The organism is Paenibacillus amylolyticus, assembly GCF_003719335.1.
Taxonomy (GTDB): domain Bacteria; phylum Bacillota; class Bacilli; order Paenibacillales; family Paenibacillaceae; genus Paenibacillus; species Paenibacillus amylolyticus_D.
In genome coordinates this window covers 426023-451705 of sequence record NZ_RIAS01000004.1, presented here as the reverse complement: position 1 = coordinate 451705, position 25683 = coordinate 426023, and the positions used below count along the sequence as shown (strand labels likewise).

The window sequence follows — 25683 nt, the reverse complement described above, 5'->3', positions numbered from 1 at the left end:
ACATTCTGATATAAAAAAACAGAGGGGCATTTCAAGAAAATGTTCCTCTTCCTTTCTTAAAATAAGCGGCTGCTCGTTTTTTTCTGGCATACTCTGGCAATCCTGAATAGAAGTACAGGGACTCAGCTTCTGAACGTCCCCTATTATGCTGTGATCATGATCTAGGAGGAAACCATTCCATGAATAACAATGAGCAGTTGAAGACCAACTTGCCGCAGGTACCCGAATCTCTGTGGCGTGCCGCGAATACATTCGAATCTTATCCGAAGTTAACAGAAGATACTACAGCTGATGTAGCAATTATCGGAGCCGGGATCGCTGGCATTACAACAGCGTACTTGCTGGCCCAGTCTGGTCTGAGTGTGGTTTTGCTTGAAGCCGGAAAAGTGCTGGACGGCACAACCGGACATACAACAGCCAAAGTATCTGCACAGCACGGCGTCATCTATGATGAAATCATGCATCACTTCGGACATGAGCAGGCACGGATGTACTATGAAGGGAATGCAAATGCAGCGAGCTGGATGCGCAGTCTAGTCAAGGAAAAGCAGATCGATTGTCAGTGGGCTGATGAAGATGCCTATGTCTATATTCAATCCGAAGACAATATCAAAAAGCTGGAGGTCGAGCTGACCGCTTATGGTAAACTCAACATCCCTGGTGAATGGGTAGACCCCCTTCCGATTCCTGTCCCCTCCAGAGCAGGCATTCGTATGCCTGGACAAGCACGTTTCGACCCTTTAGCTTACCTGCATTACCTGCTTGCTTCAGCTGTGAAGCAAGGGGTTCGTGTCTATGAACATACGACGGTAACGGACGTGGAAGAAGAAACCTCTCTGAAAATCCGAACCTATGGCGGTTCATTCGTGACGGCAGAGCATATCGTTGTCGCTTCCCATTTTCCCGTATACGATCCCGGTTTTTACTTTACGCGACTTCATGCTGAACGCTCCTATGCGGTGATGGTTGAACCCGAGAAGCCCTATGCAGGCGGCATGTACATCTCCGATGATGATCCAGCCCGTTCTCTTCGTGCTGTTATCCATAATGGTAAAGAGCATATTCTGTTCGGCGGAGAAAATCATAAAACCGGACAAGGCATCTGTACCTTTGGCCACTACGAGCGTCTGGAAAAGTATGCGTCCGAGACGTTTGGGATTCGCAATATCCCGTTTCGCTGGTCTGCCCAGGATCTGATCTCGATAGATAAAGTGCCCTACATCGGGCCGATCACCGGAAGGCATGAACGGATATATGTCGCTACAGGCTTTGCCAAATGGGGCATGACCACAGGCACGATGGCTGGACATCTGCTGGCAGACCGAATTACCGGCAGAGATAATCCGCACGCAGAAGTATTTGATCCGGCAAGATTCAAGGCAGACCCGAGTTTCAAACACTTTATCGTAGAGAACGTCAATGTTGCGAAGGAGTTAATTGCAGGCAAAGTCGGCATCGTGCACAAAAATGTAAACGAGCTTGGCAACGACGAGGGCGCAGTCGTGCGTCATAACGGTAAAAGGGCTGGTGCCTATAAGGACACCAGCGGTAAGCTGTTCCTGGTGGACACGACATGCACCCACTTGGGATGCGAAGTGGAGTGGAATAATGGGGAACGTTCCTGGGACTGCCCGTGTCACGGCTCCCGGTTTAATTATGAAGGACATGTCATTGAAGGGCCTGCGGTCGAAGACTTGCCCATCCTGGATGTGCAGGAGCAGTAAATACAGTAGAAGTAAACCATGTAGCATATAAGCCCTACCAGATGCACAGAAGATGTATTTCTGAACTCCATGTGTGAACGTACGTAGAGTTCCCTGACATACATCTCATCTCATAGACCGGATCGGTATCCGTCTCCAGACGGAAGCAGCCGAGCCGGTTTTTCTGTATGCTGATATAGAAGTAGGTTATAACACGATCTCACATTACATCAATACTGAATGCGTGGATGAGTCCACTAGTACTGCACTAAAACCATACATACGAATGATTTTAGAACAGAACCAAGAGCAGGGAACGATGTGAATGTAAACATCCAGTTTAAAATAAGGCTTCGAAAGGAACACAAGATGAATAGACAACAATTTATGCAAGCTATGGAATTGGTTTTACGTCCGATGGACCGGCTGGAACGTGCTGAACTACTTGCAGGTTATGCCCACAAGTTTACGCTAGGGTTACGTGAAGGCAAATCGGAGGAAGACATTGCACGGGAGCTCGGCCACCCGGAGGAGATTGCACGTAAAGTACTCGGTGAACGGTATAACGCTAACGCATACTCTGACACATCCGATAGAGGTAGAGTTCCCTTCGATGCACCATCGTTCAGAGAGATGAAACCACCTGTTAATCACAATCGGGCTACGCGGAACTTTTTTGTATGCATCGGTCTGATCTTCCTTAACCTTGCACTCATGATTCCGATCGGTCTTAGCCTCTGGTCCGTGTGGCTTACGATTGCAAGTCTATCCTTACTTGCTCTGGCTCCTGTCGCTGCTGCCTTCGACTATCTGTATCTGAATCACCTTGAAACAACAGAAGTTTTCGTTGCCATTGGGCTGCTCGGTATCGGCATTCTGTTTGCCCTTGCCTCCAAATTTGTCTTTATTGCATTTAAGAATGTGACACTTCGCTATATTCGGTGGAATGTAAACGTGATGAAAGGGGATGTTTCTGCATGAGCACCAAAAAATGGATAGCACTTGCTCTCGTCTGCATTGGAATAGGTTTACTTGGAACATCGGTCTATGGTTTTCAGTTCAAGGATGAAAGGGAAGCCTACAGCAAGCGGTGGGAACTCAACACCGGGGGACTGCAAGATGATCTGCAAAATATTCAGCTGGATGGTAACTTTAATGCGGATATTGAATTCATCGTTAGTCCAGATAACAATGCGTATATCGAAGTGGATGGAAAGTGGGATCCTGAGGTTATTCAAAGTTTCGAGGAGGCAAGTTTTACTGATGGAACATTCCAGCTGGCGCTGCAAAAACACAACCGTCTGAAGTTGTTCTCTTTTAATTGGAACTGGGGGGAACAAGATTCAAGAATAATCGTGGCTTTGCCAAAAGGATATCCCTTGAATGATGTCACATTACACTCTAGCTCAGCGGATTGGGATATAACTGGGCTAAATGCTGAACACTTGGAGATGAAAAGCACCTCAGGCTCCATCGTATTGCGTGATATTCAGGTTCCTCGCATTGAATTGTCACTGACCTCAGGGGACATTGCTGCTTCTGCTATCCAAGGCGATTTAGCCGTAGAACAGACATCAGGAAGCTTCACGGCAACACGAATCGATGGAAAAGTAAACAGCGTGATTCAATCAGGAGATGTGGAAATTGCACAATTGAATGGTGAGGCTAATGTTGAATTCACATCCGGCAGTATTGATATCCAGCAATCTCACGCAGCGCCTATTCAGGTATCAGGGACATCGGGGGATATATCTATTCAAGCTGCGCCTGATTTTGATGGGATTTATGAGGCCAAGGCTACTTCGGGCGATGTTAATATACCGGAGTCACCAGGCATAAGTCAGGATGTGATCCAGGCACGCACGACCTCTGGTAGCATTCGAATCACCCAACCGCGCTAACGTGTGATGAAGCATATTTCCGATCATTGGGTAAAGTATAGTATAATCAAGTGCTAACCCAAATGCTGAGGAGGAATATTCCTATGGAACTTAAAAATAAAACAGCCATCATTACTGGCGCCGGTAAAGGTATTGGACGTGCCATCGCGGAAGCCCTTGCCAAAGAAGGCGTACATCTTGGACTGATCGCCCGCACAGCTTCCGATCTGCAAGCTCTTCAAGAGTCTTTAAGCCAGCAATATGGCGTGAAAGTAACGAGTGCTGCAGCAGACATCTCGGATCGCTCTCAAGCTGAAGCAGCGGTAGCAGCTATTGAGATGGAGCTTGGAGCGGTAGATATCCTCATTAACAATGCCGGAATTGGAAGTTTCGGTACACTGTTAGAGATGGATCCTGAAGAGTGGGAACGCATCCTGCATGTGAATGTCATGGGTACATACTATGTAACTCGCGCCATTCTTCCAAGCATGATCAAGGAAAGCAGCGGCAGCATCATTAACATTGCTTCAACGGCAGGTGAGCGCGGATTCGCTACAGGTTCAGCCTACTGTGCGTCCAAATTCGCATTGCTTGGCATGACGGAATCCTTAATGCAGGAAGTTCGCAAATCCAACATTCGTGTAACCGCGTTGACACCAAGCACCGTGAATACGGAACTGGCTGTGAATGCCGGACTCAAAATCGGAGACGAGGATCGCATGATGCAAGCCGAAGATGTAGCCGAACTGGCGCTGGCCACACTCAAGCTGTCTGACCGCGTATTCGTCAAAGCCGCAGGGATCTGGACAACCAATCCACAGTAAGATGTGAGTGAAGGTTTCCACCAATGAATTGAGGCATGCAATGAAGACACCATCAACCAGCATTTTGGTTGGTGGTTTTTGTGTTTATTATAGAAAGGATAACAAACGCATTCGTGAAGATGCTGAAGGTAAAAAATTCAAAATTAGATATGACTCTGCTGGGAAACGTCAGGAGTTTGAATATCATGAGTAAGACCAAACCAGTTATGACTGTGTTTGCTGGAACCAACGGGGCAGAATGGTCATTAGATTGCTGAAGAGGATATCCGTTATCGATATGGTGAATCATTGAAGAACCTTACACCAGCTCTAACCACTGCAGATCGAGTTGTCATCATTGATAATACATACGAGCCTATTATTGTAGCGGAAATCATGAAAGAGCAATTAATCTATCGTGTAGATCTCATCCCTGCTTGGGCTAATCCTATTTTGGCTCAATACTGATACTCGAGTGACATTATAACTGTGACTACATCCCTTAAAGCTTACGTATCAATATCTTCGGACAGAGGTCAGGCTCCCCTCACCTCCAATAACAACAGAAAGGTCCCAGCCTATAGGCTGGGGCTTTTTTTGTTGCTCAGAATTTGTTCAGAATAATGTGATATGGTCAAGCGAGCTAAAGTATAGAGACTTGGGGAAGGAAGATGGAAATTGTCGAATCAAGGAGCACAGGCAAAAAAATTCAGTACGAATTTCTCTGATTGGAAACAAGTAGCTTTAAAAATCGTTCGGCTAAAATTGTCGTTTTTGTTGCTGTTTAGCACATTTATGCCGATCAATTGGGGACAAGTAGCAAATGCAGCACCTATAACGAGTTCCCTTGATAATTGGTACATCCGATCCATCGGACAAAATATGATTGGTGTGACATACGGCAACGGCATGTATGTAGCGGTTGGAACAAGTGGAACGGTGTTGACCTCCAGTGACGGAGTGAACTGGATGACCCGCACAGCGGGCACCGCAACTCAATTAAATGGTGTTGCCTATAGCAACGGCACATATGTGGCGGTGGGACAAGGTGGAAGGATATTGACCTCCAGTGACGGAATGAGCTGGATAATCCGCGATTCTGGCACCACGAATGATCTTCGTACAGTCAATTACATCAACGGCGCGTATATGGCGGTAGGTGCAAATGGAACAATCTTGACCTCTGGTGACGGAGTGAGCTGGACGAGCCAGGCCTCAGGCACCACCCAATTTCTTTTTGCCGTCAACTACTTCAATGGCACGTATATGGCGGTGGGGGCCGTTGGAACGATCTTAACCTCCAGTGACGGAGCGAGTTGGACGAGCCGCTCGTCGGGCACCACTACTGGCCTATACGGTGTAAGCTACGCCAACGGCACGTACGTAGTGGTGGGGTTAAGTGGAAAAATCTTGACTTCCAGCGACGGAACGAACTGGACAAGCCGCACATCGGGCACCACAAATAATCTTGTTGGCTTAATCTACGGCAACGGCACGTATGTGGCGGTTGGGATAGGTGGAACGATCGTGACCTCAAGTGACGGAGTGAGCTGGATGACCCGCATGTCGGGAACCACGAATAGTCTTGTTGGCATCAGCTACGACAACGGCACGTATATGGCGGTGGGTAATGGTGGAACGATTGTGACCTCCAGTGACGGAGCCAGCTGGACGAGCTCCCTGTCAAGTGTTGTCTCGAATCATCTTTTCGGTATCAGCTACGACAACGGCACGTATATAGGGGTGGGCAATGGGGGGACGATTGTGACCTCAAGTGACGGAGCGAGCTGGACGGCCCGCTCGTCGGGCACCTCGTTTCCTCTATACGGCTTCAGCTATGGCAACGGCACCTACGTGGCGGTGGGTTATGGTGGAAGGATATTAACCTCTAATGACGGAACGAGTTGGACGAGCCAAACATCGGGTACTTCGAATCATCTTTATGGCGTCACCTACGGCAACGGCAAGTATGTTGCGTCGGGGGCAAGTGGAACCATATTAATCTCTAGTGACGGATTGAATTGGACAAGCAGTTCGTCAGGTATTACCAATGATCTATGGAACATGACTTACAGCAATGGTACGTATGTGGCGATAGGAGTAAATGGAACGATACTGACCTCCAGTGACGGAGCGAGCTGGACGAGCCAGACGACAGGCACCACGAAAAATCTTTACGGTATCAGCTACGACAACGGCACGTACATGGTGGTGGGGCAAAGTGGAACGATCTTGACCTCCAGTGACGGAGTGAGCTGGACGAATCAAACGTCTGGCACCACCAATGAACTTCGTGGTGTAAGCTACGCCAACGGTACGTATATGGCGGTAGGGGTAAGCGGAACGATCTTGACCTCCACTGACGGAGCGAGCTGGACGGCCCACACGTCAGGCACCTTGAGTACTCTATATGGTGCCATCTACGTCAACAGCAAGTATGTGATGGTTGGGACAAACGGAATAATTTTGCAATCACCAGCAGTAGCCACAGTGACCAATGCGGCAACGCCGGGCATTGATAACCAGCCGACGGGCGCCACGGTAAATGAAGGCGACAGCAGCCCGAACTTGAGCGTAGTAGCCAACGTAAGTGACGGCGGAACGCTGTCCTACCAGTGGTACAGCAATACGGCGAACAGCACGAACGGCGGCACTGCAATCGCAGGTGCAACCGGCACAACCTTTGCCGCGCCGACGACACCGACAGGCACGACCTACTACTATGCTGTCGTGACGAACACAAACAACAGCGTGAGCGGCACCAAGACGGCAACGGCAACGAGCAACATCGCTGCGGTCAACGTGAACGCACTGACCAACGCGGCTACTCCGGGCATTGATAACCAGCCGACGGGCGCCACGGTTAACGAAGGAGACAACAGCCCGAACTTGAGCGTAGCGGCCAGTGTAAGTGACGGTGGAGTACTGTCCTACCAGTGGTACAGCAATACGGCGAACAGCACGAACGGCGGCACTGCAATCGCAGGTGCAACCGGCACAACCTTTGCCGCGCCGACGACACCGACAGGCACGACCTACTACTATGCTGTCGTGACGAACACAAACAACAGCGTGAGCGGCACCAAGACGGCAACGGCAACGAGCAACATCGCTGCGGTCAACGTGAACGCACTAACCAACGCGGCAACGCCGGGCATTGATAACCAGCCGACGGGCGCCACGGTTAACGAAGGAGACAACAGCCCGAACTTGAGCGTAGCAGCCAACGTAAGTGACGGCGGAACGCTGTCCTACCAGTGGTACAGCAATACGGCGAACAGCACGAACGGCGGCACTGCAATCGCAGGTGCAACCGGCACAACCTTTGCCGCGCCGACGACACCGACAGGCACGACCTACTACTATGCTGTCGTGACGAACACAAACAACAGCGTGAGCGGCACCAAGACGGCAACGGCAACGAGCAACATCGCTGCGGTCAACGTGAACATCGCACCTACCCATACGATTGCTCCTATTGCGGATCAAACGTTAGCTTCACTTACTCAAGGTTACGCTCCGGGTACCCAAGAGACAAAAACTATCGATGTAACTAATACTGGTACAAGCAATTTATCGAATCTGCAGGCTACGGTTAGCGGAAACCATGCCAGCAATTTTGTGATTACGCAGCCGAGTACAACATTAATGAACGGAGCGACCACGTCAGCCTTTACGGTTAAAGCGAAAGATGGCTTGCCAGCGGGGACATATACCGCAACAATAACGTTATCAGCAACCCGAATGACGGATGTGACGTTTACGGTGATACAAGTTGTGAACATGCCGAACGCACCGGCAAATCCGCAAAACCTTGTGGCTATCGGAGGAAACGGTGAGGTTACGCTAAATTGGAGTACGGTAACGGGAGCAACGTATTACAACCTTTATATGGCGACTGATCCAAGTCAGCTTAGTAACGCTTCAGTTGTTACCGTCACTTCCTTTACCTACAATGTACAAAACTTGCTAAACGGCACGACCTATTTCTTTACAGTGAAAGCAGGTAACTCGGGAGGCTTGAGTGGGGAATCGAATCAGGCAAATGCCACTCCTGCAACTGTACCAGCAGCACCAACGAATATTTTGGCAGTAGCTGGAAACGGAGAAGCCACCGTTACCTTTACAGCTCCAACCGAGAACGGTGGAAGTCCGATTACGGGGTATGAAGTAACCGTTTCACCAGGGAATGTAGTCACTACAGGAGCGGCAAACCCGATTGTGATTACAGGTTTAACGAATGGAACGAGCTATACGTTTAGGGTGAAAGCGATCAATGGTGTAGGAAAAAGTGCAGCCTCCGCTGATTCGAATGCGGTCATTCCGCAAACGCCATCCGGCGGCAGCACGGTTCCTATCGATACGCCATCCGTGTCTAGTACTCCAACGATCCCGGAGAAAACGACTACGGAAATGGATATATTTGTCAACGGTAAAGCGGAGAATGCGGGGACTATAACGAGAACACAACGAAACGGTCAAACCGTTACAACCGTGCTTATTGATCAGAAAAAGCTGGAGGACAAGCTCACGGCGGAAGGCCAAAATGCTGTGGTGGCGATACTTGTAAACAGCGAATCCCATGTGGCCGTCGGCTCACTGAACGGTCAGATGGTGAAAAACATGGAGGACAAACAAGCTGTTCTTGAGATCAAAACCGATCGTGCGACCTATACGATTCCAGCGCAACAAATCAATATTAATACCATATCCGAGCAAGTCGGCAAGTCGGTAGCCTTGCAAGACATCCAGGTACAAATCGAAATCTCCGAACCTACAACAGATATGGTGAAAGTTGTTGAGAATGCGGCAGCCAAGGGAACGTTCACGCTTGTCGTACCGCCGTTAAACTTTACGGTGAAGGGCATCTACGGAGATAAGACTGTCGAAGTATCGAAGTTTAATGCCTATGTCAAACGAACCATTGCGATTCCGGATGGTGTTGATTCCGGTAAGATTACCACAGGAATTGTTGTTGAAACGGACGGAACTATTCGTCATGTTCCGACCAAGATTGTCGTGATTGACGGTAAATATTACGCGCAAATCAATAGCTTGACGAATAGCACGTATTCTCTTGTCTACCATCCGCTCGAATTCGAAGATATGGCCAATCATTGGGCAAAACAAGCAGTGGGCGACATGGGATCACGGATGGTCATCGATGGTACGGGCAATGGTATGTTCAGTCCCGACCGAGATATTACCCGTGCTGAGTTTGCAGCCATCATTGTTCGCGCATTGGGACTCAAGACGGAAAATGGAGCAACACCATTCTCAGACGTACAATCAACAGATTGGTACAGCAGCGTTGTCAATACTGCTTATGCCTACCACTTGATCGGTGGTTTTGAAGATGGTACTTTCCGTCCGATGGACAGGATTACACGGGAACAGGCAATGGTTATCCTCTCCAAAGCCATGGCCGTCACTAGTCTCAAAGGTAATCTTTCTGTTCAAACGACAGACGTAATACTTCGTCCTTATGGAGATACGGCAGCTGTGTCTGCATGGGCGCTGAGCAGTGTCGCTGATACTGTAGAGGCTGGCATTGTATCAGGAAGAAGCGGCAATGAGCTTGCACCAAAGGATTACATTACTAGAGCTGAGGTTGCCAAAATTATTCAGGGACTATTGCAAAAGTCCGGCTTGATTTAAGCAAGGGGACGACGGCAACTGAATTGTGGATTTGCACAGCTAAGGCTCGCAAAGATGACCATGACATAAACAGGTGAGGGACACATGTCCCTCACCTGTTTATGCTTTTGTAAATACGTTCGATTTAGATCTGTACTAACGAAAGCAGACGGCACTCATCATACTTTACATCTGTCATCTCTCCTGCTTACTTGTTCAACAGATGATCCAGCTCCAATTCCTTGGACACCGCAATCAGTACAACGGCGGGTTCCTTGCCGATATTGGTCACTTCATGCGGTACAATCGCGTTCCATGTAAACGAATCTCCCGCTTCCAGCGTCTCGACATCTTCCCCCTGCTTTGCTTGGATGACACCTTGCAGTACCAGATGACTTTCTTCTCCCGCATGTTTGCTGATCCCCGTCGAAGCTCCTGCTGGCAGTTCTACAATGGACATACGCATCGCGCCTTTGGCGGTTAACTGCTGCACTTTAATCTGCCCGCTACCTGCTGTAGTCTCCTTGCGTTCATGCTTGCGAACCACATTCATACGCTGCTCTGATGTCAACAACAGGTAAGGAAGCGGGACGCCCAGGTAGTCCGCTATGCTTTCCAATGTAGCGATGGACGGTGACGTTTTGTTATTTTCCACATTACTGATGAATCCTTTGGATAACCCTGTCCCCTCACAGAGCTGCATAATCGTAATCTGTTTCTGTTTGCGTATCGTTCGAATGGCCAAGCCAATATCCATGTGACCGCCCTCTCTTCTCTCTTACTGCCGTTCCCTTGAAATCAAGATTCAACCGTTGACTCTACAAAAATAAGCCGATTACCGAATGGATCGGTAATGGTCATCTCCCGTGAATTCCAAGGGGTTTTTTCAATACCAGGTCTCGCATATTTATATTTTTGCAAAGAAATCCGCTCATGCAGCTCCTCCAGATGCTCTGTCTCAATGCGTAATGCCGCACCAGGGGTACAGTCTCCGTGATGTTCGGACAGATGAATGACAATCTCATCCTGCGACACCTGCATGTACAGCGGCATATCGGCCTCAAATCGATGTTCCCAGTCCACGTTGAACCCCAAGTAATCCGTGTAAAATTCCTTAGCCTTCGCTTCATCAAAAATTCTAAGAATAGGTACGATATGTTTCATCATCTTCTTCACGTCCTCCTCTACAGAAATAAAGTACAGTATGGATGCTCAATCCAAGTTCCCCTATACAAAACATATTTTCATCATACAAAAAAAGTGTTGACCCTACAATGAAAGCATGATAAATTTTGTTCATCAATAAGAATATTATTTTCACATTGGTGAACTTTATGTTTTTAGTTTAATCCCTGTCATTACTTCTTTCCACTCTTTTGCTTCATTGGTTTGATCTATGCATTTTTTTGATCTATACATTCATTTTATACATTGATTCATCGCAACTCATATTCCACCTGGAGGTGTATTGGTTTGAATTCTACTTATATTCATGAGGTGAAACTGCCTCCACATTACGATAAAGCCCAGCAATATCCCGTTATTTTTGCCCTGCACGGCATGGGATCAGATGAGCAGGACATGCTTCGATTAATGGAGCCGCTGTCTTCCGATTTCATTATTGTTGCCATTCGTGGACCTATTGTACAGGGCGGAGGTTATGCTTATTTTCAGATCAAAAGTATAGGCAATCCCGTTCGCGAATTATACGATGCCTCGGTTCAAGGACTGCAACAACTCATCATCGAGCTGTCGGCTCAATATGCGATCGATCCTGCACGGCGTTATATCGCCGGATTCAGCCAGGGCGGCATCATGGCGATGACGCTTGCCTTGGTGATGGGCGATGCCATCAAAGGTATCGTTGCTATGAGCGGATACATTCCGCAGTTTGTGAAGGAAGAATATGCTTTGCAGCCTTCATCCAATCTATCTGCATTTATCTCACACGGCGATCAGGATCACCTTTTCCCGTTACAGCTGGGTGAAGATAATGCTTCCTTTTTCCGCATTCATACGAATCAAGTTACGTATGTGCCATACAGCGGGGGTCACCATGTAACCCCTGAGTTATATGCCAAACTCCAACACTTCCTTCGGACGGATGCTGGGGTAACTACAGAAGACACGAAAGGAATGATTGAATCATGATGCCATCTTTGTTTATCGCCCATGGCGCCCCTTCACTTGCACTGGAGGAGAATGCGTACACTGAATTTTTGCAAAAACTTGGGCAGGATCTGCCCAAACCTAAAGCGATCGTTCTATTCTCCGCTCACTGGGAATCAGCTACACAGCTCGTTTCTTCTGTCACCGGCTCATATGACACGATCTATGATTTCGGCGGTTTTCAACCCGAACTGTACCAGATCAAATATCCAGCCCAAGGGCATGCAGAAACAACCGCTGAGATCGTCAAGTTGTTCACCGAAGCGGGCATTTCAGTGCAGACGGATGAGGTACGCGGCCTGGACCATGGAGCATGGGTTGTACTGCGCCTGCTCTATCCCGAGGCAGACATTCCTGTAATTGCTCTGTCCGTTAACCGTTATCTGACGGGTGAGCAACAGTATCAGATCGGTCAAGCACTCGCTTCTTTGCGTGAGCAAGACGTTCTTGTCATTGGCAGTGGCGGAACCGTGCATAACCTGCGCCGTCTGAACTGGGAAAGTCAAGGTGTGGATTCCTGGGCAACGGAATTCGACAACTGGCTTCAAGATAAGCTGGAGCGCTGGGATACGGATGCCCTCTTCGCGTATGACAAACTTGCTCCGTCTGCTCAGGCAGCGGTTCCTACACCCGAGCATTTCGTACCTCTCTTGATCGCCATGGGTGCAGGAGATAAGAAGAAACAAACCTCTCTTTTATTCCGGGCGTATCAGCTGGGCAACCTGAGTTTGTCCTGCTGGAAATTTGAATAACATGAACTTTACTTAAATCATATAAAGACAAAAGCGTGAGTCACAGGATAACCCTGCTGCTCACGCTTTTTTGAGATATTGTTAGGCGGCTGGATGCAACTGCATAGACCACAAGTGTACTTTTACACATCCATATTAATTCAGTATGCGGAACTTCCGCCTAGGTCTATCGTTTCTTGTACGAGCTTACGGAGTAAATCTATACTAGTGGGAAACCATCTCATCATCAGATTTACCAGACAAGTATTACATGCGAACTCTCATTAAGGAGGCGAAACATGATGTCAGAGCCAAAATCAGAACAACGGATCGATGAACTCATGGAAGAATTGTTGGAACTGCTGGAAGAAAAGGTACAGGATGAGGAAAACCAGGAGTTGCTAGAGGCCTACCGCGACCGGGAAGGGGCAAGCGATAAGGAGCTTGACGCGTTCGAGCAACACTACGGAATACGACTACCGGAAGACTTCAGGACATTTTACAAACGTAAAAATGGCAGCGGATATGCCTTTCACATCCTTTTTCCAGGTGATGCAGCACAAAACGAAGATATGGTCTTCTACATGTTATCGCTGGAACAAATGCAGAGAGAACATGACGGCTCCGTAGAGATTCGGATGGAAGACTACTTCTCTGAAGAAGAAATGCGTGAGCTCGACCCACGAATCAAGCCTTATCTTCATCAGAAGTCGTGGATTACCTTTGGTAAGCTGGGAGGCGGATCGCTGTATTTGATGATGGACTTTGACCCGACAGAGCAAGGAACATACGGACAGATGATTATGTTCAAACATGATCCTGACTTTGTCTATTACGTGGCCGAAACCTTTACCGAATTGCTGGAGCAATCCAATCGCAACTTGCGTGAGATCGACGTGATCGAATATTAAATCAATTAAATTACATCTATTTTATCGACAATCATTGTCGCACGGATGGTGATATGATCATTTTTTCATAATGCTGGGAGTAGTAAAGGCAGTTATAATAACATTTAGTGGAAATGCACAAGCTACCGGAAGAAGGACTGTCTTTCTACATCAACTACATATCTGGGAGGAACTACCGAAGTGGCTGAACAACCGAAGTCAGAGAGCTTTATGTCTCTCGTCAAAAAAGGAAACACATCCTCTGCCGTAGCCATGGCGGGAAACGCCATACTTGCACTATGTAAAGGAGGAGCCTTTATATTCAGTGGCAGCGGCGCCATGTTCGCATCAGCGATGCATTCACTGGCCGATGCCATTAACCAAGGGTTTGTATTTGTCGGAAGTGTATTATCCGAGAAAAAACCTACACGCCGCTTCCCGACCGGATTCGGACGGGTCATCAACATTTTCTGCATGATTGCCGTTATTGTAGTGACGATCATGGCCTATGAAACGATTCATGAAGGCATTCATCTGCTCCAGCATCCTGCTGGTCACTCGGGCGGACTGTGGATCAACATTGGTGTGCTTGTGCTTAATATTGTGATTGATGGAGCCATCCTCATCAAAGCCATGAAGGAAATCTTGAAAGAAGCTCGTGCGCCAAAAGCGACAGGATTTGCCCTTGTGCCTGCAGCGATTAAAAATGTAGGACGCGCGGCACCGCCAACCCGCCTTGTATTTTACGAGGACGTTGTAGCCGTGCTTGGAGCGACGCTTGCGCTCGTTTCTGTTGTTGTCATTGCACTGACAAACTTCGCTTTGCTTGATGGTATTGTCACCACCATCATCGGATGTCTGATGATCGCCGTTGCTTTCCGTGTCGGCTATGACAACATGATTGGTCTGATCGGTGTCGCCGCTCCACAGGATATCGAGGACAAGGTGTCCCAGACGATTTTGGCAGACAGCCATGTGGCTGATATCCAAATGATGCGTATTATTCAGGAAGGCCGGTATTACCATGTCGAGGGTCTGATTGAATTAACCAAGGGATTAAGTCTTGCCGATGCAGACGATATCAAGTTCCGGATTCAGGAGAAACTAATGACAAACCCGGATATTGCTGACGCGGCGATCTCCATCATTGAAGATGACGGCGTGAACAGCTGGGGCAAGAAACATTCGGACGTTATAAAATAGCAGTGAACTCGCAGGATCATAACTGGCTTATCACTGCTTTTATCTGAACAACAAAGAAACGAAGCAGGAAGTGCTCTGCCTCGTTTCTTTTGTATTCTTCGATCTTTTTCTATACTCTGTTCCTTTGTTCCTTATTCTTCATGTGCGCTGCTCATCTAATATGACTATCCCTCTCAGATCACCGTGCCTGCTTCATTCCCATTTCATTCACCTTATCCAGCCATTTCTGACGGAACGCATCTGTGGACTTGCGGACTGGACTAATATCGGTCACGCGTATAGGGGATACACCGCTGAATTTAAGGATGTTGGATTTCATGATTCGGTGCCCTGCCTGTCTATATACCAGTGTATTGTACAGGCGTGGTGTATCCGATGTTACGATGAGGTGCGCAGACTTCCCCTTGAGCAATTTATCCCAGAGCGGTGAGTTGTCCCGATATCTCATGGCGAACCCCGGCAGGAAAATCCGATCAATAAACCCTTTCAGCACAGCGGGCATCGTTCCCCACCACATTGGATAAACAAATACCAAATGATCAGCCCAGCGAATGAGTTCCTGTGCCTTCAGCAAATCAGGCTCGAGCTCTGTCCGCTGACGATAGCCGTATCGGAGATTAGGATTGAACTCGATCTCACTTAGATCGATCATCTCTACAGTCCCACCTGATTTTCGTACGCCCTCTGCGTAGGACTCTGACAGTGCCTTACAATAACTCTGTGGATCGGGATGACCGTTAATGATGAGAATTTTATTTGCATTCATACGTATATTCCTCCTGTATAATATGGTTCATGAAGACCGATGAAACGAACATATCACAAGCATAAAGTGAAGGAAGAGATAAAAAAATGATCAACGACGCCAAATCATTGCGGATTCGTGCAAACAGGAGGACTTATGAAAGATCTTAACCAAAGTGTCCCGATATCCATGGTATATCCTATTTTGAAAACGCTGGTACACAAAGGTTTTGACTCGGAATCCTTTTTCAAAGACATCGATCTGGATCCCTCCATCATGGAGAACCCGGATGCCCGGTTGCCCGTCACTGAATTGGAACGGATTATGCAACGTGCTGCTGATTATGCGAATGATCTGTATTTTGGATTACACCAGGGCGTGCGGCTGGATTTTGCAGATTTAAGCTTGCCCGGATATGTCATGATGCACTCCAAAACGATTGGTGATGCACTTAGCGCGTACCAGCGGTATAACGATATTTTGTATAGTGGATTTCAACTAGAGTGGGAAGTTAGCGGGCCGGATGTGATCATTCAGTTGTCTGTGCAAAATGAGGAACTCCCCATGTCTCGCCATTGCGTAGAGGATATGACTGTTTCGGTATTACATCTGATCAACAAGTTGGCGAATCGCCAGGCCGTGGTCCGAGCAGTCCAATTTCGTCACGAAGCTCCTGACGGGGCAGGTGATCTGTCTGTTTACGTGAACTTTTTTGGGGTCACTCCCGAGTTTGGTACTGCCCAAACCCTCTTGCGTCTATCCAAAGAGGTTCTGACGCTGCCCGTTTTATATTCGGATGCCAGGATGTTGAAGGTTTTCGAGAAGATGGCGGAGGAGACCCAAGCAGACTTGTATGCCTCTCAGCCCTTCTCCAGCAAAGTAAGCCGTTGGATCACAGAGAGTCTGCCTTCCTTCTTCCCCACATTACAACACACGGCAGCACATCTCGGCGTGAGCATTCGCACACTACAGAGCAGATTGCGTGAAGAAGGTACAACGTTTAACGAAATCTCTGTTCAGGTACGGAAGGAAATGGCGCAACGTTATTTACAAAGAGGCAACTATGCTTTCGGCGATATCGCCTATGCCCTGCATTTTTCAGAACAAAGTGCCTTTCAGAATGCGTTCAAAAAGTGGACGGGACAGACCCCAGGGCAATACCGGGCTAATCTGGCGAAAGCACAGCCGTAAATACCAGCCAGGTCATAAACATCTGATGCAACCACCCATTGTCATTATGCGAGGTGCACCAATTGTAATTGTGATCGACTCGGCAGGGATAGGATCGTAACCCCATACCTAGACTTTAGTCTAGGATAAGTTTAACGCCAAAGACGGAGGTTCCCCTTTTCCAGTTCGTGGTATGCTGTGTATAACGAAAGTGATTATACATATTGTACGGATGAAAGATTCCACAATCAAAAAGGAGAGAAATTATGGCTAAACGTACGATTCTTGCACCCGTCCTGATTTTACTCGGTGTGTACCTGATTCTGAATCAAGGCGGCACAATGGGCCCAGGCACAATCTTTGGTACTTTCTGGCCTACGTTATTTGTGATTCCGCTTGGACTGTTCTTCCACTGGCTATACTTCTCCATGATTGGCCGTGGTGTTGGATTGCTCGTTCCAGGCGGCGTGCTGCTGACCGTGGGTATTGTATGCCAGATCGCGATGCTGTTTGGTAACTGGGGCACGATGTGGCCTGGCTTCATTCTGGCACCAGCGGTTGGTTTGTTTGAACTCTACTGGTTTGGCGGCAAAAATAAATGGTTGCTGATTCCGATTAATATTTTGACGGTCCTTTCCCTGTTGTTCTTCACTGTCATGTCGATCGGTTCAGTACTGAGCAGTGTGAGCTACATTCAACCGTTTGTGGCCATTCTGTTGATTGTGGGCGGGGCGTATATCATTATGGGGCGCAAAAAGCATATGTAGTGGCATGATATCTGATGAATTGGGCTAGATTACACTGAGCCATTCCAGGGACAGAACAACTGCGGATCGCTGTTACCCCCAGATTTTTTTTGAGTATTATATCACTTGAGAAAATCTGGTGGTAAAGGCGAGCGCTTCGCTTCCTTCGTTTGTCCTGTCCCCTCCGTTAATGTGTGACTTGTTAATTATCTGATATCGCACTAAGGTGCTATTGCTTAGAAGCAAGGAAAGTAGCCATCCCTGATCTATAGGTGATCAGGGGTGGTTTTTGTTTTTTATGGGGGCTTTGTTTCATGTGACATTGTCTATTGGCTTGGTTTTGATTGCGTAGCTAAGTTGTATTTAATCCAGAAAAAAAGGATCAAAGGCAGGGCCGCGTTTGACGCTATAAAGAAAATCAGTGAAGGTATTCCGGCAAGTGGCATGTAGCTTATGCCTGTCACTTGAACGAACAACTGCTCACCGTTCGGACCGTCAGAGAACAGGATGGATGATGCTTCGTTCCAGCCCAGATGGCTGCCTGCTGCAAGAGCCATAGAACCGGTTTTGGCATACGCATATGCCCAAACCAAGCCCATGATAAAGGTCGTTGTAAATACAATGAGCATAACCGGGATGTTTCCGAACACACCGCCCGAGAACCAGTGATACATCCCAAACGCTATGGAAGAAAGTACGACTCCCCATCGTACTCCTAACCAGTGAATCATAAGCACAAGCAATGCACCACGGAAAAGCAATTCCTCAAACCAGACGGATTTGAAGTTCCACCAACTGGCTATCCAAAAATCAGCCCATACATAGTTAGCGTTCCCCTTCCAGCTTGACATGGTAACCAAAGATTCTGTCCAATGAACTGCTGAGGAAACAAGGATACCCAACAGCAAAGCTATGGCAAATTGCCGCAAACGCAACCCTGCCGGACGGTATCCGAGCACAGATAACGGTTGCTTGATCGTGAAACGAAGCAAGAGCCAAGATAATAGGATAAGCACGGTAATGCCTAACATCACGCCCCTCCTTTCCTTTTCATTTTAGTAAGACAACATGAATTCAATCATCACATCTGCACAGTTAGAGATTCTTTTGCAATTCATCCCGTTCCGTCCCCTCCATCCCGATATACTCTTTCATATTCGGGGTTATGGGCTTTATTACGCACGGGTGTAAATAAAGTTCCCGGCAACCAGAATTGCCAGAGCGGGCTTATGATCAAAGCTATGTTCGATACCCTATGCCAAGCTCTTCGTTTCGTTCCCTCAGAGCCTAGAATCCACTCAACGTCAAATATCCCCTGAAGCCACCAATAGGCTCAGGGGATATTTGAGTTGTATTCGTTGCAGTTTGCGTAGACTGGAGGACAATTATTTACTATGCATTTTAAACTCCAGAAACAGGTCGTTATAATGCGATAGCATTTTTTTGCCCAGATTGTTATAGACCTCCAGCTTGCTTGTCAGTGTCTCGTCCGGATAGAAGCGTTCATCCTGCGAGATATCTTCTGGCAACAGCTTAAGTGCCTCCGCATTCGGTGTAGAGTATCCCACGTACTCGGCATTGCGTGCAGCATGGTCCGGGTCCAGCATAAAGTTGATAAACTGGTGCGCGCCGTTCACATTTTTAGCTGTTTTCGGGATAACCATACTGTCGAACCAGAGATTTGAACCTTCCTCCGGTACCTTGTAATCCAGCTTGTCATTCTGATCCATAATCTCCGATGCATCCCCAGACCATACGAGTCCAACCGCGGCTTCTTCGTTCGCAAGCAGCATTTTGATCTCGTCCCCAACGATGGCTCTTACGTTAGGAGTCAGAGTAGAGAGTTTTTTGAGCGCAGCCTGGAGATGGTCTTCGTTCGTATCATTAAGTGAATACCCCAGACTATTCAGCCCCATACCGATGACTTCACGAGCACCATCGAGCAGCAGGATCTGATTTTTCAAACGCGGGTCCCACAGGTCATTCCAGCTGTCAAATGTCAGACCACCCACCAGCTCCGGATTATACACGATACCAACCGTTCCCCAGAAATAAGGGATGGAGAATTGGTTGTTTGGATCGTAGTTCAAGTTCAGGAACCGGGCATCGATGTTTTTCAGGTTGGGCAGCTTGTTGTGATCGATCGGAACGAGCAGATTTTCTTCTTTCATTTTGCTAATCGCATATTCGGAAGGAATCGCCACGTCGAACGTTGTGCCGCCCTGTTCAATCTTGGTCAGCATCGCCTCATTGGAATCAAACGTCTGATAGATGACCTTCATGCCGGACTCTTCTTCAAATTCCTTCAAAAGATCAGGGTCAATATAATCGCCCCAGTTGTAGATGGTCAGCGTGTTTCCGCCGGAATATCCCTGGCTTTTGTTCAGATACGAAGCCAGAATCATCAGGGCGAATGCGGCCACAAACACAAGCGCGAATGTCCGTACCAGCTGTTTCATGGACGCAGCCCCTTTCCTCCCGCTGGTATGCGTGCTGCACGGCGATTAAGGAAGTAATATCCAACCACCAGCAACACCGTAAGCAGGAACAGCAGGGTAGACAACGCATTAATCGACAGCGATACGCCCTGCCTTGCTCTGGAGTAAATCTCCACCGAAAGTGTAGAGTATCCGTTCCCTGTCACAAAGAAGGTTACGGCAAAGTCGTCGAGTGAGTACGTCAAAGCCATGAAAAATCCAGCGAAAATACCGGGTTTCACGTAAGGCAGCACAACGCGCGTTAGAATTTGCCATGATCCTGCCCCCAGATCGCGAGCCGCATCCATCAAGGTTGGGCTCATCTCCTGCAGCTTAGGGAGCACCATAATCACAACAATCGGCACACTGAATGCGATATGTGACAGCAATACCGAAGTGAAGCCCAGTTTGATGCCAATCATCGTAAACAGAATTAGGAAGGATGCACCAATAATGACATCCGGACTAACAATCAGCACGTTGTTTAGGGATAACAGTGTGTTTTTGGTTCGTTTGCGACGTACATGATAAATCGCCAGTGCACCTGCCACACCCAGAATGGTTGAAATCGCAGAGGACAACAGCGCAATAATAAACGTATTTAATACAATAATCAGCAGCCGAGTATCCGCAAAAACTTCCCTGTACCATTCCAGCGTGAAGCCTTCGAACCCACGCATATGGCCACCGCTATTGAATGAATAGAAGATCAAATAGGCAATCGGCGCGTACAAAATGGCGAACACAACCGCCAGATAGACGTTAGACAGCTTTCCGTTTCTTCCCATTTCGCACCTCCTTCTTGCCTGATCCGGTTAGAAACATAATGACCGCCATCGCGATAATCAAAAAGACGGCAATCGTCGAACCCATGCCCCAGTCCTGGGTAACGAGAAAATGTTGCTCAATCGCTGTACCCAGCGTAATAACACGGTTCCCCGCAATGAGGCGGGTAATCATAAACAGGGACAGCGCCGGGATAAATACGGCCTGACAGCCTGATTTCACCCCGCTGATCGTCAGCGGAAAGATCACGCGGCGGAACGTCAGCCAGGATGAAGCGCCCAGATCCCGTGCAGCATAGATCAGGGACGGATTCATCTCTTCCAGCGCGTTAAAGATTGGCAGAATCATAAACGGAATGAAGATGTACACCGAAACAAAGATAAAGCTGAAATCGGTGAACAAAATCTGCTGTGTGCCAATGCCCACCACTTCCAGCAGGGAGTTGGTCAGACCGTATGTGCCGAACAGGCCGATAAAGGCGTACGCTTTTAACAACAGATTGATCCAGCTCGGTAAAATGATCAGCAGTAACCACAGTTGCTTATGCTTCGTACGGGTCAGCATGTACGCCGTTGGATACGAGATAAGCAACGAGAACGCTGTAATCAGAAACGCGTACCAGAACGAACTGAGCGTCATCTGCATATACACCGGCGTAAAGAACCGTGCGTAGTTGCCCAGTGTGAAGTTACCCTCCACATCAAAGAACGAATAATAGATAACCAGCAGCACCGGCGCTACAACGAACAACACCATCCATAACACATATGGAATCAGATACGCATTGCGCGTGCTGGCTTTAGTCTGCATGAGCGGCCTCTTGATAAGCTTCGAGTCGTCTGTCGAACTCTTCCTCGGTTTCGTTGAAACGCATGACATGAATGGCTTCCGGATCAAAATAAAGCCCGATGCGCGATCCCACGACCGCTTTCTTCGTGGAATGAATCAGCCATTCGTTACCTGCGTCATCGTAGGTCGAGATTTCGTAATGCACGCCGCGGAACAGCTGCGAGTCCACCTTCACCTTGAGTTTGCCTTGCTCCTCGGTTGTGATCTCGAAATCCTCTGGGCGGATAACAATCTCAACAGGCTCATCCGGTTGCAACCCCTGGTCGACACATTCATACTGTGCACCTGCAAACTCAACGACAAAGTCCTGTTTCATCCTGCCTGCCACGATATTCGACTCTCCAATAAAGTCCGCGACAAAGCGGTTAATCGGCTCATCATAAATATCATTAGGCGTGCCGCTCTGCTGAATGACACCGCCGTTCAGGACAAAGATTTCATCAGACATGGCGAGTGCTTCTTCCTGGTCATGCGTGACAAAAATAAACGTGATGCCCAGCCGCTGCTGCAGCTCTCGCAGCTCGTACTGCATCTCCGTACGAAGTTTCAGGTCGAGCGCTGACAAAGGCTCGTCCAGCAGCAAAATTTCCGGCTCGTTCACAATCGCGCGGGCGATCGCCACACGCTGGCGCTGTCCGCCGGACATCTCGCCAATCTCCCGGTTCTCATAGCCGGACAAATTGACAAACTTGAGAGCTTCGAGCACTTTGCTGCGAATCTCGGATGTTTTCATTTTTTTAATCCGCAGGCCAAAGGCTACGTTCTCAAATACATTCAAATGTGGAAATAACGCATAATCCTGAAATACCGTATTCACCTGACGCTGATGCGCAGGCACCTTATTAATCAATGCCCCGTTAAAATAAATGCTGCCCTCCGTCGGCTCCGCAAAGCCGGCGATCAGCCGCAATATCGTTGTTTTACCGCAACCGGACGGACCGAGAAGCGTATAAAATTTCCCGCGTTCAATCTCAAAGCTGACAGCTTTCAATACAGCCTCATCCTGGTCGTATTGCTGTGTCACCCGCTCGAACCGAATGATCGGTTGTTGTTCTGACATGCTTCACGTCGCCCCCTTATCCTTGGGTTTATCCTAAGAAACCTTACCTATTATACACGACTTTAATTAAGTCATATCTCGAATATGAATAATTTACCCCATTTTCTTTTGTTTTGAAAGGTCACGCTCGTACGTTACAGATTTTAATATTATGGCAATAAATCTATTTTCTTAATAATTAGTCTTCTATACAAACGAATTAATAGATTCGGAATAGTATAACGTATATCCATTACAAGGAGGTATTCTTCATGGCTAACAACTTGTCCCCACTCTCTCCAAAGAGTAAAGCTGCAAACAAAAGCAAGCTGGTGTCCAAAAACCGCGCGAAAAACAAATCAAGAAACAATGCAGGCAACACAAGCAAGGCACAGCATATCCAAGAAACCGTCGTTAACGTCATTCTGCCAGAATCTAAAGAGAAAGATACACACCATCACCATCATCATCCACACTCTCATCATCACCATCACTGCAATCCTTACTGCTAATCTATCTATTTCAATATGTTGGCTCGCCCATACGAGTTGATAGATTCAAAAAATAGATGATGCAGATCATGCATTAATCAAGGAGGCATTCCTTATGACTAACTTCTTCTCTCCACTTTCTCCAAAAAGCAAAGCTGCGAACAAAAGCAAACTGGTTTCTAAAAACCGCGCGAAGAACAAGTCCAAAAATAACGCAGAAAACACGAACCACTCAACCCATATTCAAAAAACGGTTGTTAACGTTGTTGTACCTGACCATGAAAATAAACATCCTCACCATCATCACTGATTGCACATATGGCTATTGCTCCGCATTGATCTAAATTACGCAGTATAATTCTCACAAGAAAACGTAGCAGTGACATCTGCTACGTTCCTTTTTGAGTTACTTTGATTTTTCGAAGTGATTCAGTAAAGAATGAATAACGCCGGGACTCCATATCATGGAGTTGAGGTGAGGAAGACCATGGAGATGCGCCGTAATCTACCCCTTTTAATGAGTGTCTGTTTTCTTAGCCAGATGGGGGGATTTATGATTCTGCCCCTCTTTCCGATATATATCGACCAACTTGGCCTATCCGGCTGGGAGATGGGTTTAATTTTCGGAATGTTCTATTTAGGTAAAGTAGCCGGCGGGCTGCCTGCCTCTGCGCTCTATCGCCGGGCAGGGGTCAAAATGTCTCTGGTCCTTATGCTACTTATGCTTGCCACATGTACAGCTGGTTTTGCCATTGCCTCTACGCCCCTGTTCCTCGGTGTGTTGCGGTTATTGCAAGGAATGGCTTCAACCGGGCTGACCGTCATCGTGCGCTCCATCATCAGTGACGGGGGAAATATGGATAACCGGGGACTATACAACGGATATATCAGCAGTAGCGAGGGTGGGGGAATGATTCTGGGACCGGTCATCAGTGGCTGGCTTGCGCTCCACGTACCGCTGTCCGTTCCGTTCTGGCTGGTTGCATGCTGTTGTCTGATCGCCATGGTTATTGTTATGGGTATGCAAAACAAAACAACGTATAGATCATCTGGCTCAACACCCATTTTAGAGATGAAGGATAGTGAAATCCTCTCTTCGGCTCCTGCAGATCAAACTTCACGTCAAGAAAAGATTGCTCAGGAGTATGCCTCCAATAATACACAGTCTCGCCCAAGCCGTGGCACAGGTCCTATTCCTGTCCCGCTTACAGGATACATAACGGTGCATGTCCTGGAGATGAGTGCCTATGCCGTTTTCCTGACGTATTTTGCACTTTATGCAATACAGATCATGCAATGGGATACCTTCTCTGCCAGTCTGGCCTTTACCGTAGCCGGAATCTCTACCCTTGCGGCTGCCCCTTTTGTCGGTTTTCTCTCCGACCGCTTGGGTGATCGGCTCCTGCTGTGCATGCTGGGCATGTTCCTGATCGGCGTTGAAGTCGTTGTTTTTCTAAGTACATCTGTCCACCTCTGGGTGTACATTGGCATGTTCATCGGTGGCATTGGCGGAGCTTGTTACATGGATTCCTTTTTTGCGCATGTCGGGGATCACACTCCTGAAGCGAATCGAAGCGGAGTCATTGGTAAAATTGTCTCGTCAGCCGAGATCGGCTCTATTGCATCTCCCCTACTCGCAGCACTTCTGATGGAGACCTTGTCTCTGTATGCTGTATTTGTCTTTAATCTTGTTCTGATCGCGGCAGCCATTGCCGTTCAAGCCATCATGCGGAAGCAGATATCGGATGAAAGAAAGATGACGTAGCAGTTCTTTTAATTGGGAAGAGCTGTTCCTCCTGATCCAGAGAAACAGCTTTTCAGATTTTTAGAGGAGCGAAATTAGATCATGTGCATTTTCCTCGATTTTGCGTTTTATGTAAGGGTCTGTACTTTCAGGCAGTTCTGTCGGGTGATAAAACCTCGCTTCAAGAACTTCAACCCCGTCCGGATTTAATTCTCCTTCATACTCTGTACAGATATATCCAATAACTACATTATAGTATTCATCTCCATTCCTTAATTTGGCATACAACTGATCTCCCGAGAACACACCGTATAGTTGCATTTTTTTTATTTCTATCCCGATCTCTTCTCTGACTTCTCTTCGTGCAGACTCTTCCACCGTCTCACCGAGTTCCATTATCCCGCCAGGCACTCCCCACGTGTTATCCATATGTCTGACTAACAAAATTTCACATTTATCGTTAACAATCATGACGCTTGGCCTTACCAGAATTAACGGAGCATCACCCACCTGACCCCGTAACATTTCAATGTATCCCACGACATCGCCTCCTATCACGTATATGTTCAGTATAGAATCCCCTGGAGAATTCATATATAGAAAAAAATGTATCTTTTCTT

Annotated in this window: 25 protein-coding genes; 16 read left to right on the top strand and 9 right to left on the bottom strand. The window is 47.7% G+C overall.

What is annotated here, in order from left to right; all coding sequences use genetic code 11:
• Positions 1 to 179 precede the first annotated feature (179 nt).
• The 7 genes from EC604_RS10660 (at position 180) to EC604_RS30485 (ending at position 10044) form a co-directional block, all read left to right on the top strand.
• On the top strand, positions 180 to 1724 hold the full coding sequence (locus tag EC604_RS10660; RefSeq protein ID WP_123064138.1) for an FAD-dependent oxidoreductase: 1545 nt from the start codon (positions 180 to 182) through the stop codon (positions 1722 to 1724).
• A gap of 348 nt (positions 1725 to 2072) precedes the next feature.
• Entirely contained in the window at positions 2073 to 2684 is a 612-nt protein-coding gene (locus EC604_RS10655) for an HAAS domain-containing protein (RefSeq protein WP_123064137.1), read from the top strand.
• Positions 2681 to 3604, top strand: coding sequence for a DUF4097 family beta strand repeat-containing protein (locus tag EC604_RS10650; RefSeq protein WP_123064136.1), 924 nt, complete (start codon positions 2681 to 2683; stop codon positions 3602 to 3604). Before EC604_RS10655 ends, EC604_RS10650 begins: the two co-directional genes overlap by 4 nt.
• Before the next feature lie 83 nt (positions 3605 to 3687).
• Positions 3688 to 4407: a 3-ketoacyl-ACP reductase gene (locus tag EC604_RS10645; protein ID WP_090924125.1), complete on the top strand. Its 720-nt coding sequence runs from the start codon at positions 3688 to 3690 to the stop codon at positions 4405 to 4407.
• A 40-nt stretch (positions 4408 to 4447) separates the two neighbouring features.
• On the top strand, positions 4448 to 4600 hold the full coding sequence (locus tag EC604_RS29890; RefSeq protein ID WP_161556914.1) for a hypothetical protein: 153 nt from the start codon (positions 4448 to 4450) through the stop codon (positions 4598 to 4600).
• Between the two features lie 95 nt (positions 4601 to 4695).
• On the top strand, positions 4696 to 4854 hold the full coding sequence (locus EC604_RS10640; protein WP_192895082.1) for a hypothetical protein: 159 nt from the start codon (positions 4696 to 4698) through the stop codon (positions 4852 to 4854).
• A 210-nt stretch (positions 4855 to 5064) separates the two neighbouring features.
• On the top strand, positions 5065 to 10044 hold the full coding sequence (locus EC604_RS30485) for an S-layer homology domain-containing protein (protein WP_240036784.1): 4980 nt from the start codon (positions 5065 to 5067) through the stop codon (positions 10042 to 10044).
• 187 nt (positions 10045 to 10231) lie between these two features.
• Here the strand turns inward: EC604_RS30485 and EC604_RS10625 are convergent, their stop codons facing one another.
• Together EC604_RS10625 and EC604_RS10620 are read right to left on the bottom strand one after the other, a co-directional pair.
• On the bottom strand, positions 10232 to 10780 hold the full coding sequence (locus tag EC604_RS10625; RefSeq protein WP_123064135.1) for a helix-turn-helix domain-containing protein: 549 nt from the start codon (positions 10778 to 10780) through the stop codon (positions 10232 to 10234).
• Between the two features lie 41 nt (positions 10781 to 10821).
• The gene (locus EC604_RS10620) at positions 10822 to 11187 is read right to left on the bottom strand and encodes a glyoxalase superfamily protein (protein WP_430538764.1); all 366 of its coding nucleotides are present in this window, start codon (positions 11185 to 11187) and stop codon (positions 10822 to 10824) included.
• 309 nt (positions 11188 to 11496) lie between these two features.
• On the opposite strand from EC604_RS10620, the gene EC604_RS10615 reads away from it, so the two are divergent.
• The 4 genes from EC604_RS10615 to EC604_RS10600 all read left to right on the top strand — a co-directional run bounded on the left by EC604_RS10615 (position 11497) and on the right by EC604_RS10600 (position 15016).
• Complete coding sequence (locus EC604_RS10615) at positions 11497 to 12174, top strand: alpha/beta hydrolase (RefSeq protein ID WP_123064133.1); 678 nt, start codon at positions 11497 to 11499, stop codon at positions 12172 to 12174.
• The gene (locus EC604_RS10610; RefSeq protein ID WP_123064132.1) at positions 12171 to 12944 is read left to right on the top strand and encodes a DODA-type extradiol aromatic ring-opening family dioxygenase; all 774 of its coding nucleotides are present in this window, start codon (positions 12171 to 12173) and stop codon (positions 12942 to 12944) included. Before EC604_RS10615 ends, EC604_RS10610 begins: the two co-directional genes overlap by 4 nt.
• A gap of 281 nt (positions 12945 to 13225) precedes the next feature.
• A complete protein-coding gene (locus tag EC604_RS10605; protein WP_240036782.1) occupies positions 13226 to 13834 on the top strand; it encodes an SMI1/KNR4 family protein in 609 nt (202 codons plus the stop codon).
• Between the two features lie 180 nt (positions 13835 to 14014).
• Positions 14015 to 15016 (top strand): cation diffusion facilitator family transporter, encoded by a 1002-nt coding sequence (locus EC604_RS10600; RefSeq protein WP_123064130.1) that lies wholly within the window; start codon positions 14015 to 14017, stop codon positions 15014 to 15016.
• Between the two features lie 178 nt (positions 15017 to 15194).
• Here the strand turns inward: EC604_RS10600 and EC604_RS10595 are convergent, their stop codons facing one another.
• On the bottom strand, positions 15195 to 15782 hold the full coding sequence (locus EC604_RS10595; RefSeq protein WP_123064129.1) for an NAD(P)H-dependent oxidoreductase: 588 nt from the start codon (positions 15780 to 15782) through the stop codon (positions 15195 to 15197).
• Between the two features lie 135 nt (positions 15783 to 15917).
• Between EC604_RS10595 and EC604_RS10590 the strand changes: the two genes are divergently transcribed.
• Together EC604_RS10590 and EC604_RS10585 are read left to right on the top strand one after the other, a co-directional pair.
• Positions 15918 to 16952, top strand: a complete 1035-nt coding sequence (locus EC604_RS10590; protein ID WP_123064128.1) for an AraC family transcriptional regulator — start codon at positions 15918 to 15920, stop codon at positions 16950 to 16952.
• Positions 16953 to 17197: 245 nt separating this feature from the next.
• The gene (locus tag EC604_RS10585; RefSeq protein WP_123064127.1) at positions 17198 to 17698 is read left to right on the top strand and encodes a hypothetical protein; all 501 of its coding nucleotides are present in this window, start codon (positions 17198 to 17200) and stop codon (positions 17696 to 17698) included.
• Positions 17699 to 18003: 305 nt separating this feature from the next.
• Here EC604_RS10585 and EC604_RS10580 read toward each other — a convergent pair whose 3' ends face one another.
• The 5 genes from EC604_RS10580 to EC604_RS10560 all read right to left on the bottom strand — a co-directional run bounded on the left by EC604_RS10580 (position 18004) and on the right by EC604_RS10560 (position 22849).
• Positions 18004 to 18708: a CPBP family intramembrane glutamic endopeptidase gene (locus EC604_RS10580; protein ID WP_123064126.1), complete on the bottom strand. Its 705-nt coding sequence runs from the start codon at positions 18706 to 18708 to the stop codon at positions 18004 to 18006.
• A 354-nt stretch (positions 18709 to 19062) separates the two neighbouring features.
• The gene (locus tag EC604_RS10575) at positions 19063 to 20136 is read right to left on the bottom strand and encodes an ABC transporter substrate-binding protein (RefSeq protein ID WP_123064125.1); all 1074 of its coding nucleotides are present in this window, start codon (positions 20134 to 20136) and stop codon (positions 19063 to 19065) included.
• A complete protein-coding gene (locus EC604_RS10570) occupies positions 20133 to 20942 on the bottom strand; it encodes an ABC transporter permease (RefSeq protein ID WP_123064124.1) in 810 nt (269 codons plus the stop codon). Before EC604_RS10570 ends, EC604_RS10575 begins: the two co-directional genes overlap by 4 nt.
• Positions 20917 to 21750, bottom strand: a complete 834-nt coding sequence (locus EC604_RS10565) for an ABC transporter permease (RefSeq protein ID WP_090924110.1) — start codon at positions 21748 to 21750, stop codon at positions 20917 to 20919. Before EC604_RS10565 ends, EC604_RS10570 begins: the two co-directional genes overlap by 26 nt.
• Complete coding sequence (locus EC604_RS10560) at positions 21740 to 22849, bottom strand: ABC transporter ATP-binding protein (RefSeq protein WP_123064123.1); 1110 nt, start codon at positions 22847 to 22849, stop codon at positions 21740 to 21742. The genes EC604_RS10565 and EC604_RS10560 overlap by 11 nt, the downstream gene beginning before the upstream one ends.
• Positions 22850 to 23100: 251 nt before the next feature.
• Here EC604_RS10560 and EC604_RS10555 point away from each other — a divergent pair, with 251 nt between their 5' ends.
• The 3 genes from EC604_RS10555 (at position 23101) to EC604_RS10545 (ending at position 25084) form a co-directional block, all read left to right on the top strand.
• Complete coding sequence (locus tag EC604_RS10555) at positions 23101 to 23340, top strand: hypothetical protein (RefSeq protein ID WP_123064122.1); 240 nt, start codon at positions 23101 to 23103, stop codon at positions 23338 to 23340.
• 94 nt (positions 23341 to 23434) lie between these two features.
• The gene (locus tag EC604_RS10550) at positions 23435 to 23629 is read left to right on the top strand and encodes a hypothetical protein (RefSeq protein WP_123064121.1); all 195 of its coding nucleotides are present in this window, start codon (positions 23435 to 23437) and stop codon (positions 23627 to 23629) included.
• Positions 23630 to 23836: 207 nt separating this feature from the next.
• A complete protein-coding gene (locus EC604_RS10545) occupies positions 23837 to 25084 on the top strand; it encodes an MFS transporter (protein ID WP_205127926.1) in 1248 nt (415 codons plus the stop codon).
• A gap of 60 nt (positions 25085 to 25144) precedes the next feature.
• On the opposite strand, the gene EC604_RS10540 is transcribed toward EC604_RS10545, so the two are convergent.
• On the bottom strand, positions 25145 to 25603 hold the full coding sequence (locus tag EC604_RS10540) for an NUDIX hydrolase (protein ID WP_123064119.1): 459 nt from the start codon (positions 25601 to 25603) through the stop codon (positions 25145 to 25147).
• Positions 25604 to 25683 lie beyond the last annotated feature (80 nt).

What these genes read in the sequence shown, in the direction of transcription:
- EC604_RS10660 (WP_123064138.1), top strand. Translation starts at nt 180, where the DNA reads ATGAATAACAATGAGCAGTTGAAGACCAACTTGCCGCAGGTACCCGAA.
- EC604_RS10655 (WP_123064137.1), top strand. Translation starts at nt 2,073, where the DNA reads ATGAATAGACAACAATTTATGCAAGCTATGGAATTGGTTTTACGTCCG.
- EC604_RS10650 (WP_123064136.1), top strand. Translation starts at nt 2,681, where the DNA reads ATGAGCACCAAAAAATGGATAGCACTTGCTCTCGTCTGCATTGGAATA.
- EC604_RS10645 (WP_090924125.1), top strand. Translation starts at nt 3,688, where the DNA reads ATGGAACTTAAAAATAAAACAGCCATCATTACTGGCGCCGGTAAAGGT.
- EC604_RS29890 (WP_161556914.1), top strand. Translation starts at nt 4,448, where the DNA reads ATGAAGACACCATCAACCAGCATTTTGGTTGGTGGTTTTTGTGTTTAT.
- EC604_RS10625 (WP_123064135.1), bottom strand. Translation starts at nt 10,780, where the DNA reads ATGGATATTGGCTTGGCCATTCGAACGATACGCAAACAGAAACAGATT.
- EC604_RS10620 (WP_430538764.1), bottom strand. Translation starts at nt 11,187, where the DNA reads ATGAAACATATCGTACCTATTCTTAGAATTTTTGATGAAGCGAAGGCT.
- EC604_RS10610 (WP_123064132.1), top strand. Translation starts at nt 12,171, where the DNA reads ATGATGCCATCTTTGTTTATCGCCCATGGCGCCCCTTCACTTGCACTG.
- EC604_RS10605 (WP_240036782.1), top strand. Translation starts at nt 13,226, where the DNA reads ATGTCAGAGCCAAAATCAGAACAACGGATCGATGAACTCATGGAAGAA.
- EC604_RS10595 (WP_123064129.1), bottom strand. Translation starts at nt 15,782, where the DNA reads ATGAATGCAAATAAAATTCTCATCATTAACGGTCATCCCGATCCACAG.
- EC604_RS10590 (WP_123064128.1), top strand. Translation starts at nt 15,918, where the DNA reads ATGAAAGATCTTAACCAAAGTGTCCCGATATCCATGGTATATCCTATT.
- EC604_RS10585 (WP_123064127.1), top strand. Translation starts at nt 17,198, where the DNA reads ATGGCTAAACGTACGATTCTTGCACCCGTCCTGATTTTACTCGGTGTG.
- EC604_RS10580 (WP_123064126.1), bottom strand. Translation starts at nt 18,708, where the DNA reads ATGTTAGGCATTACCGTGCTTATCCTATTATCTTGGCTCTTGCTTCGT.
- EC604_RS10575 (WP_123064125.1), bottom strand. Translation starts at nt 20,136, where the DNA reads ATGAAACAGCTGGTACGGACATTCGCGCTTGTGTTTGTGGCCGCATTC.
- EC604_RS10570 (WP_123064124.1), bottom strand. Translation starts at nt 20,942, where the DNA reads ATGGGAAGAAACGGAAAGCTGTCTAACGTCTATCTGGCGGTTGTGTTC.
- EC604_RS10565 (WP_090924110.1), bottom strand. Translation starts at nt 21,750, where the DNA reads ATGCAGACTAAAGCCAGCACGCGCAATGCGTATCTGATTCCATATGTG.
- EC604_RS10560 (WP_123064123.1), bottom strand. Translation starts at nt 22,849, where the DNA reads ATGTCAGAACAACAACCGATCATTCGGTTCGAGCGGGTGACACAGCAA.
- EC604_RS10555 (WP_123064122.1), top strand. Translation starts at nt 23,101, where the DNA reads ATGGCTAACAACTTGTCCCCACTCTCTCCAAAGAGTAAAGCTGCAAAC.
- EC604_RS10550 (WP_123064121.1), top strand. Translation starts at nt 23,435, where the DNA reads ATGACTAACTTCTTCTCTCCACTTTCTCCAAAAAGCAAAGCTGCGAAC.
- EC604_RS10545 (WP_205127926.1), top strand. Translation starts at nt 23,837, where the DNA reads ATGAGTGTCTGTTTTCTTAGCCAGATGGGGGGATTTATGATTCTGCCC.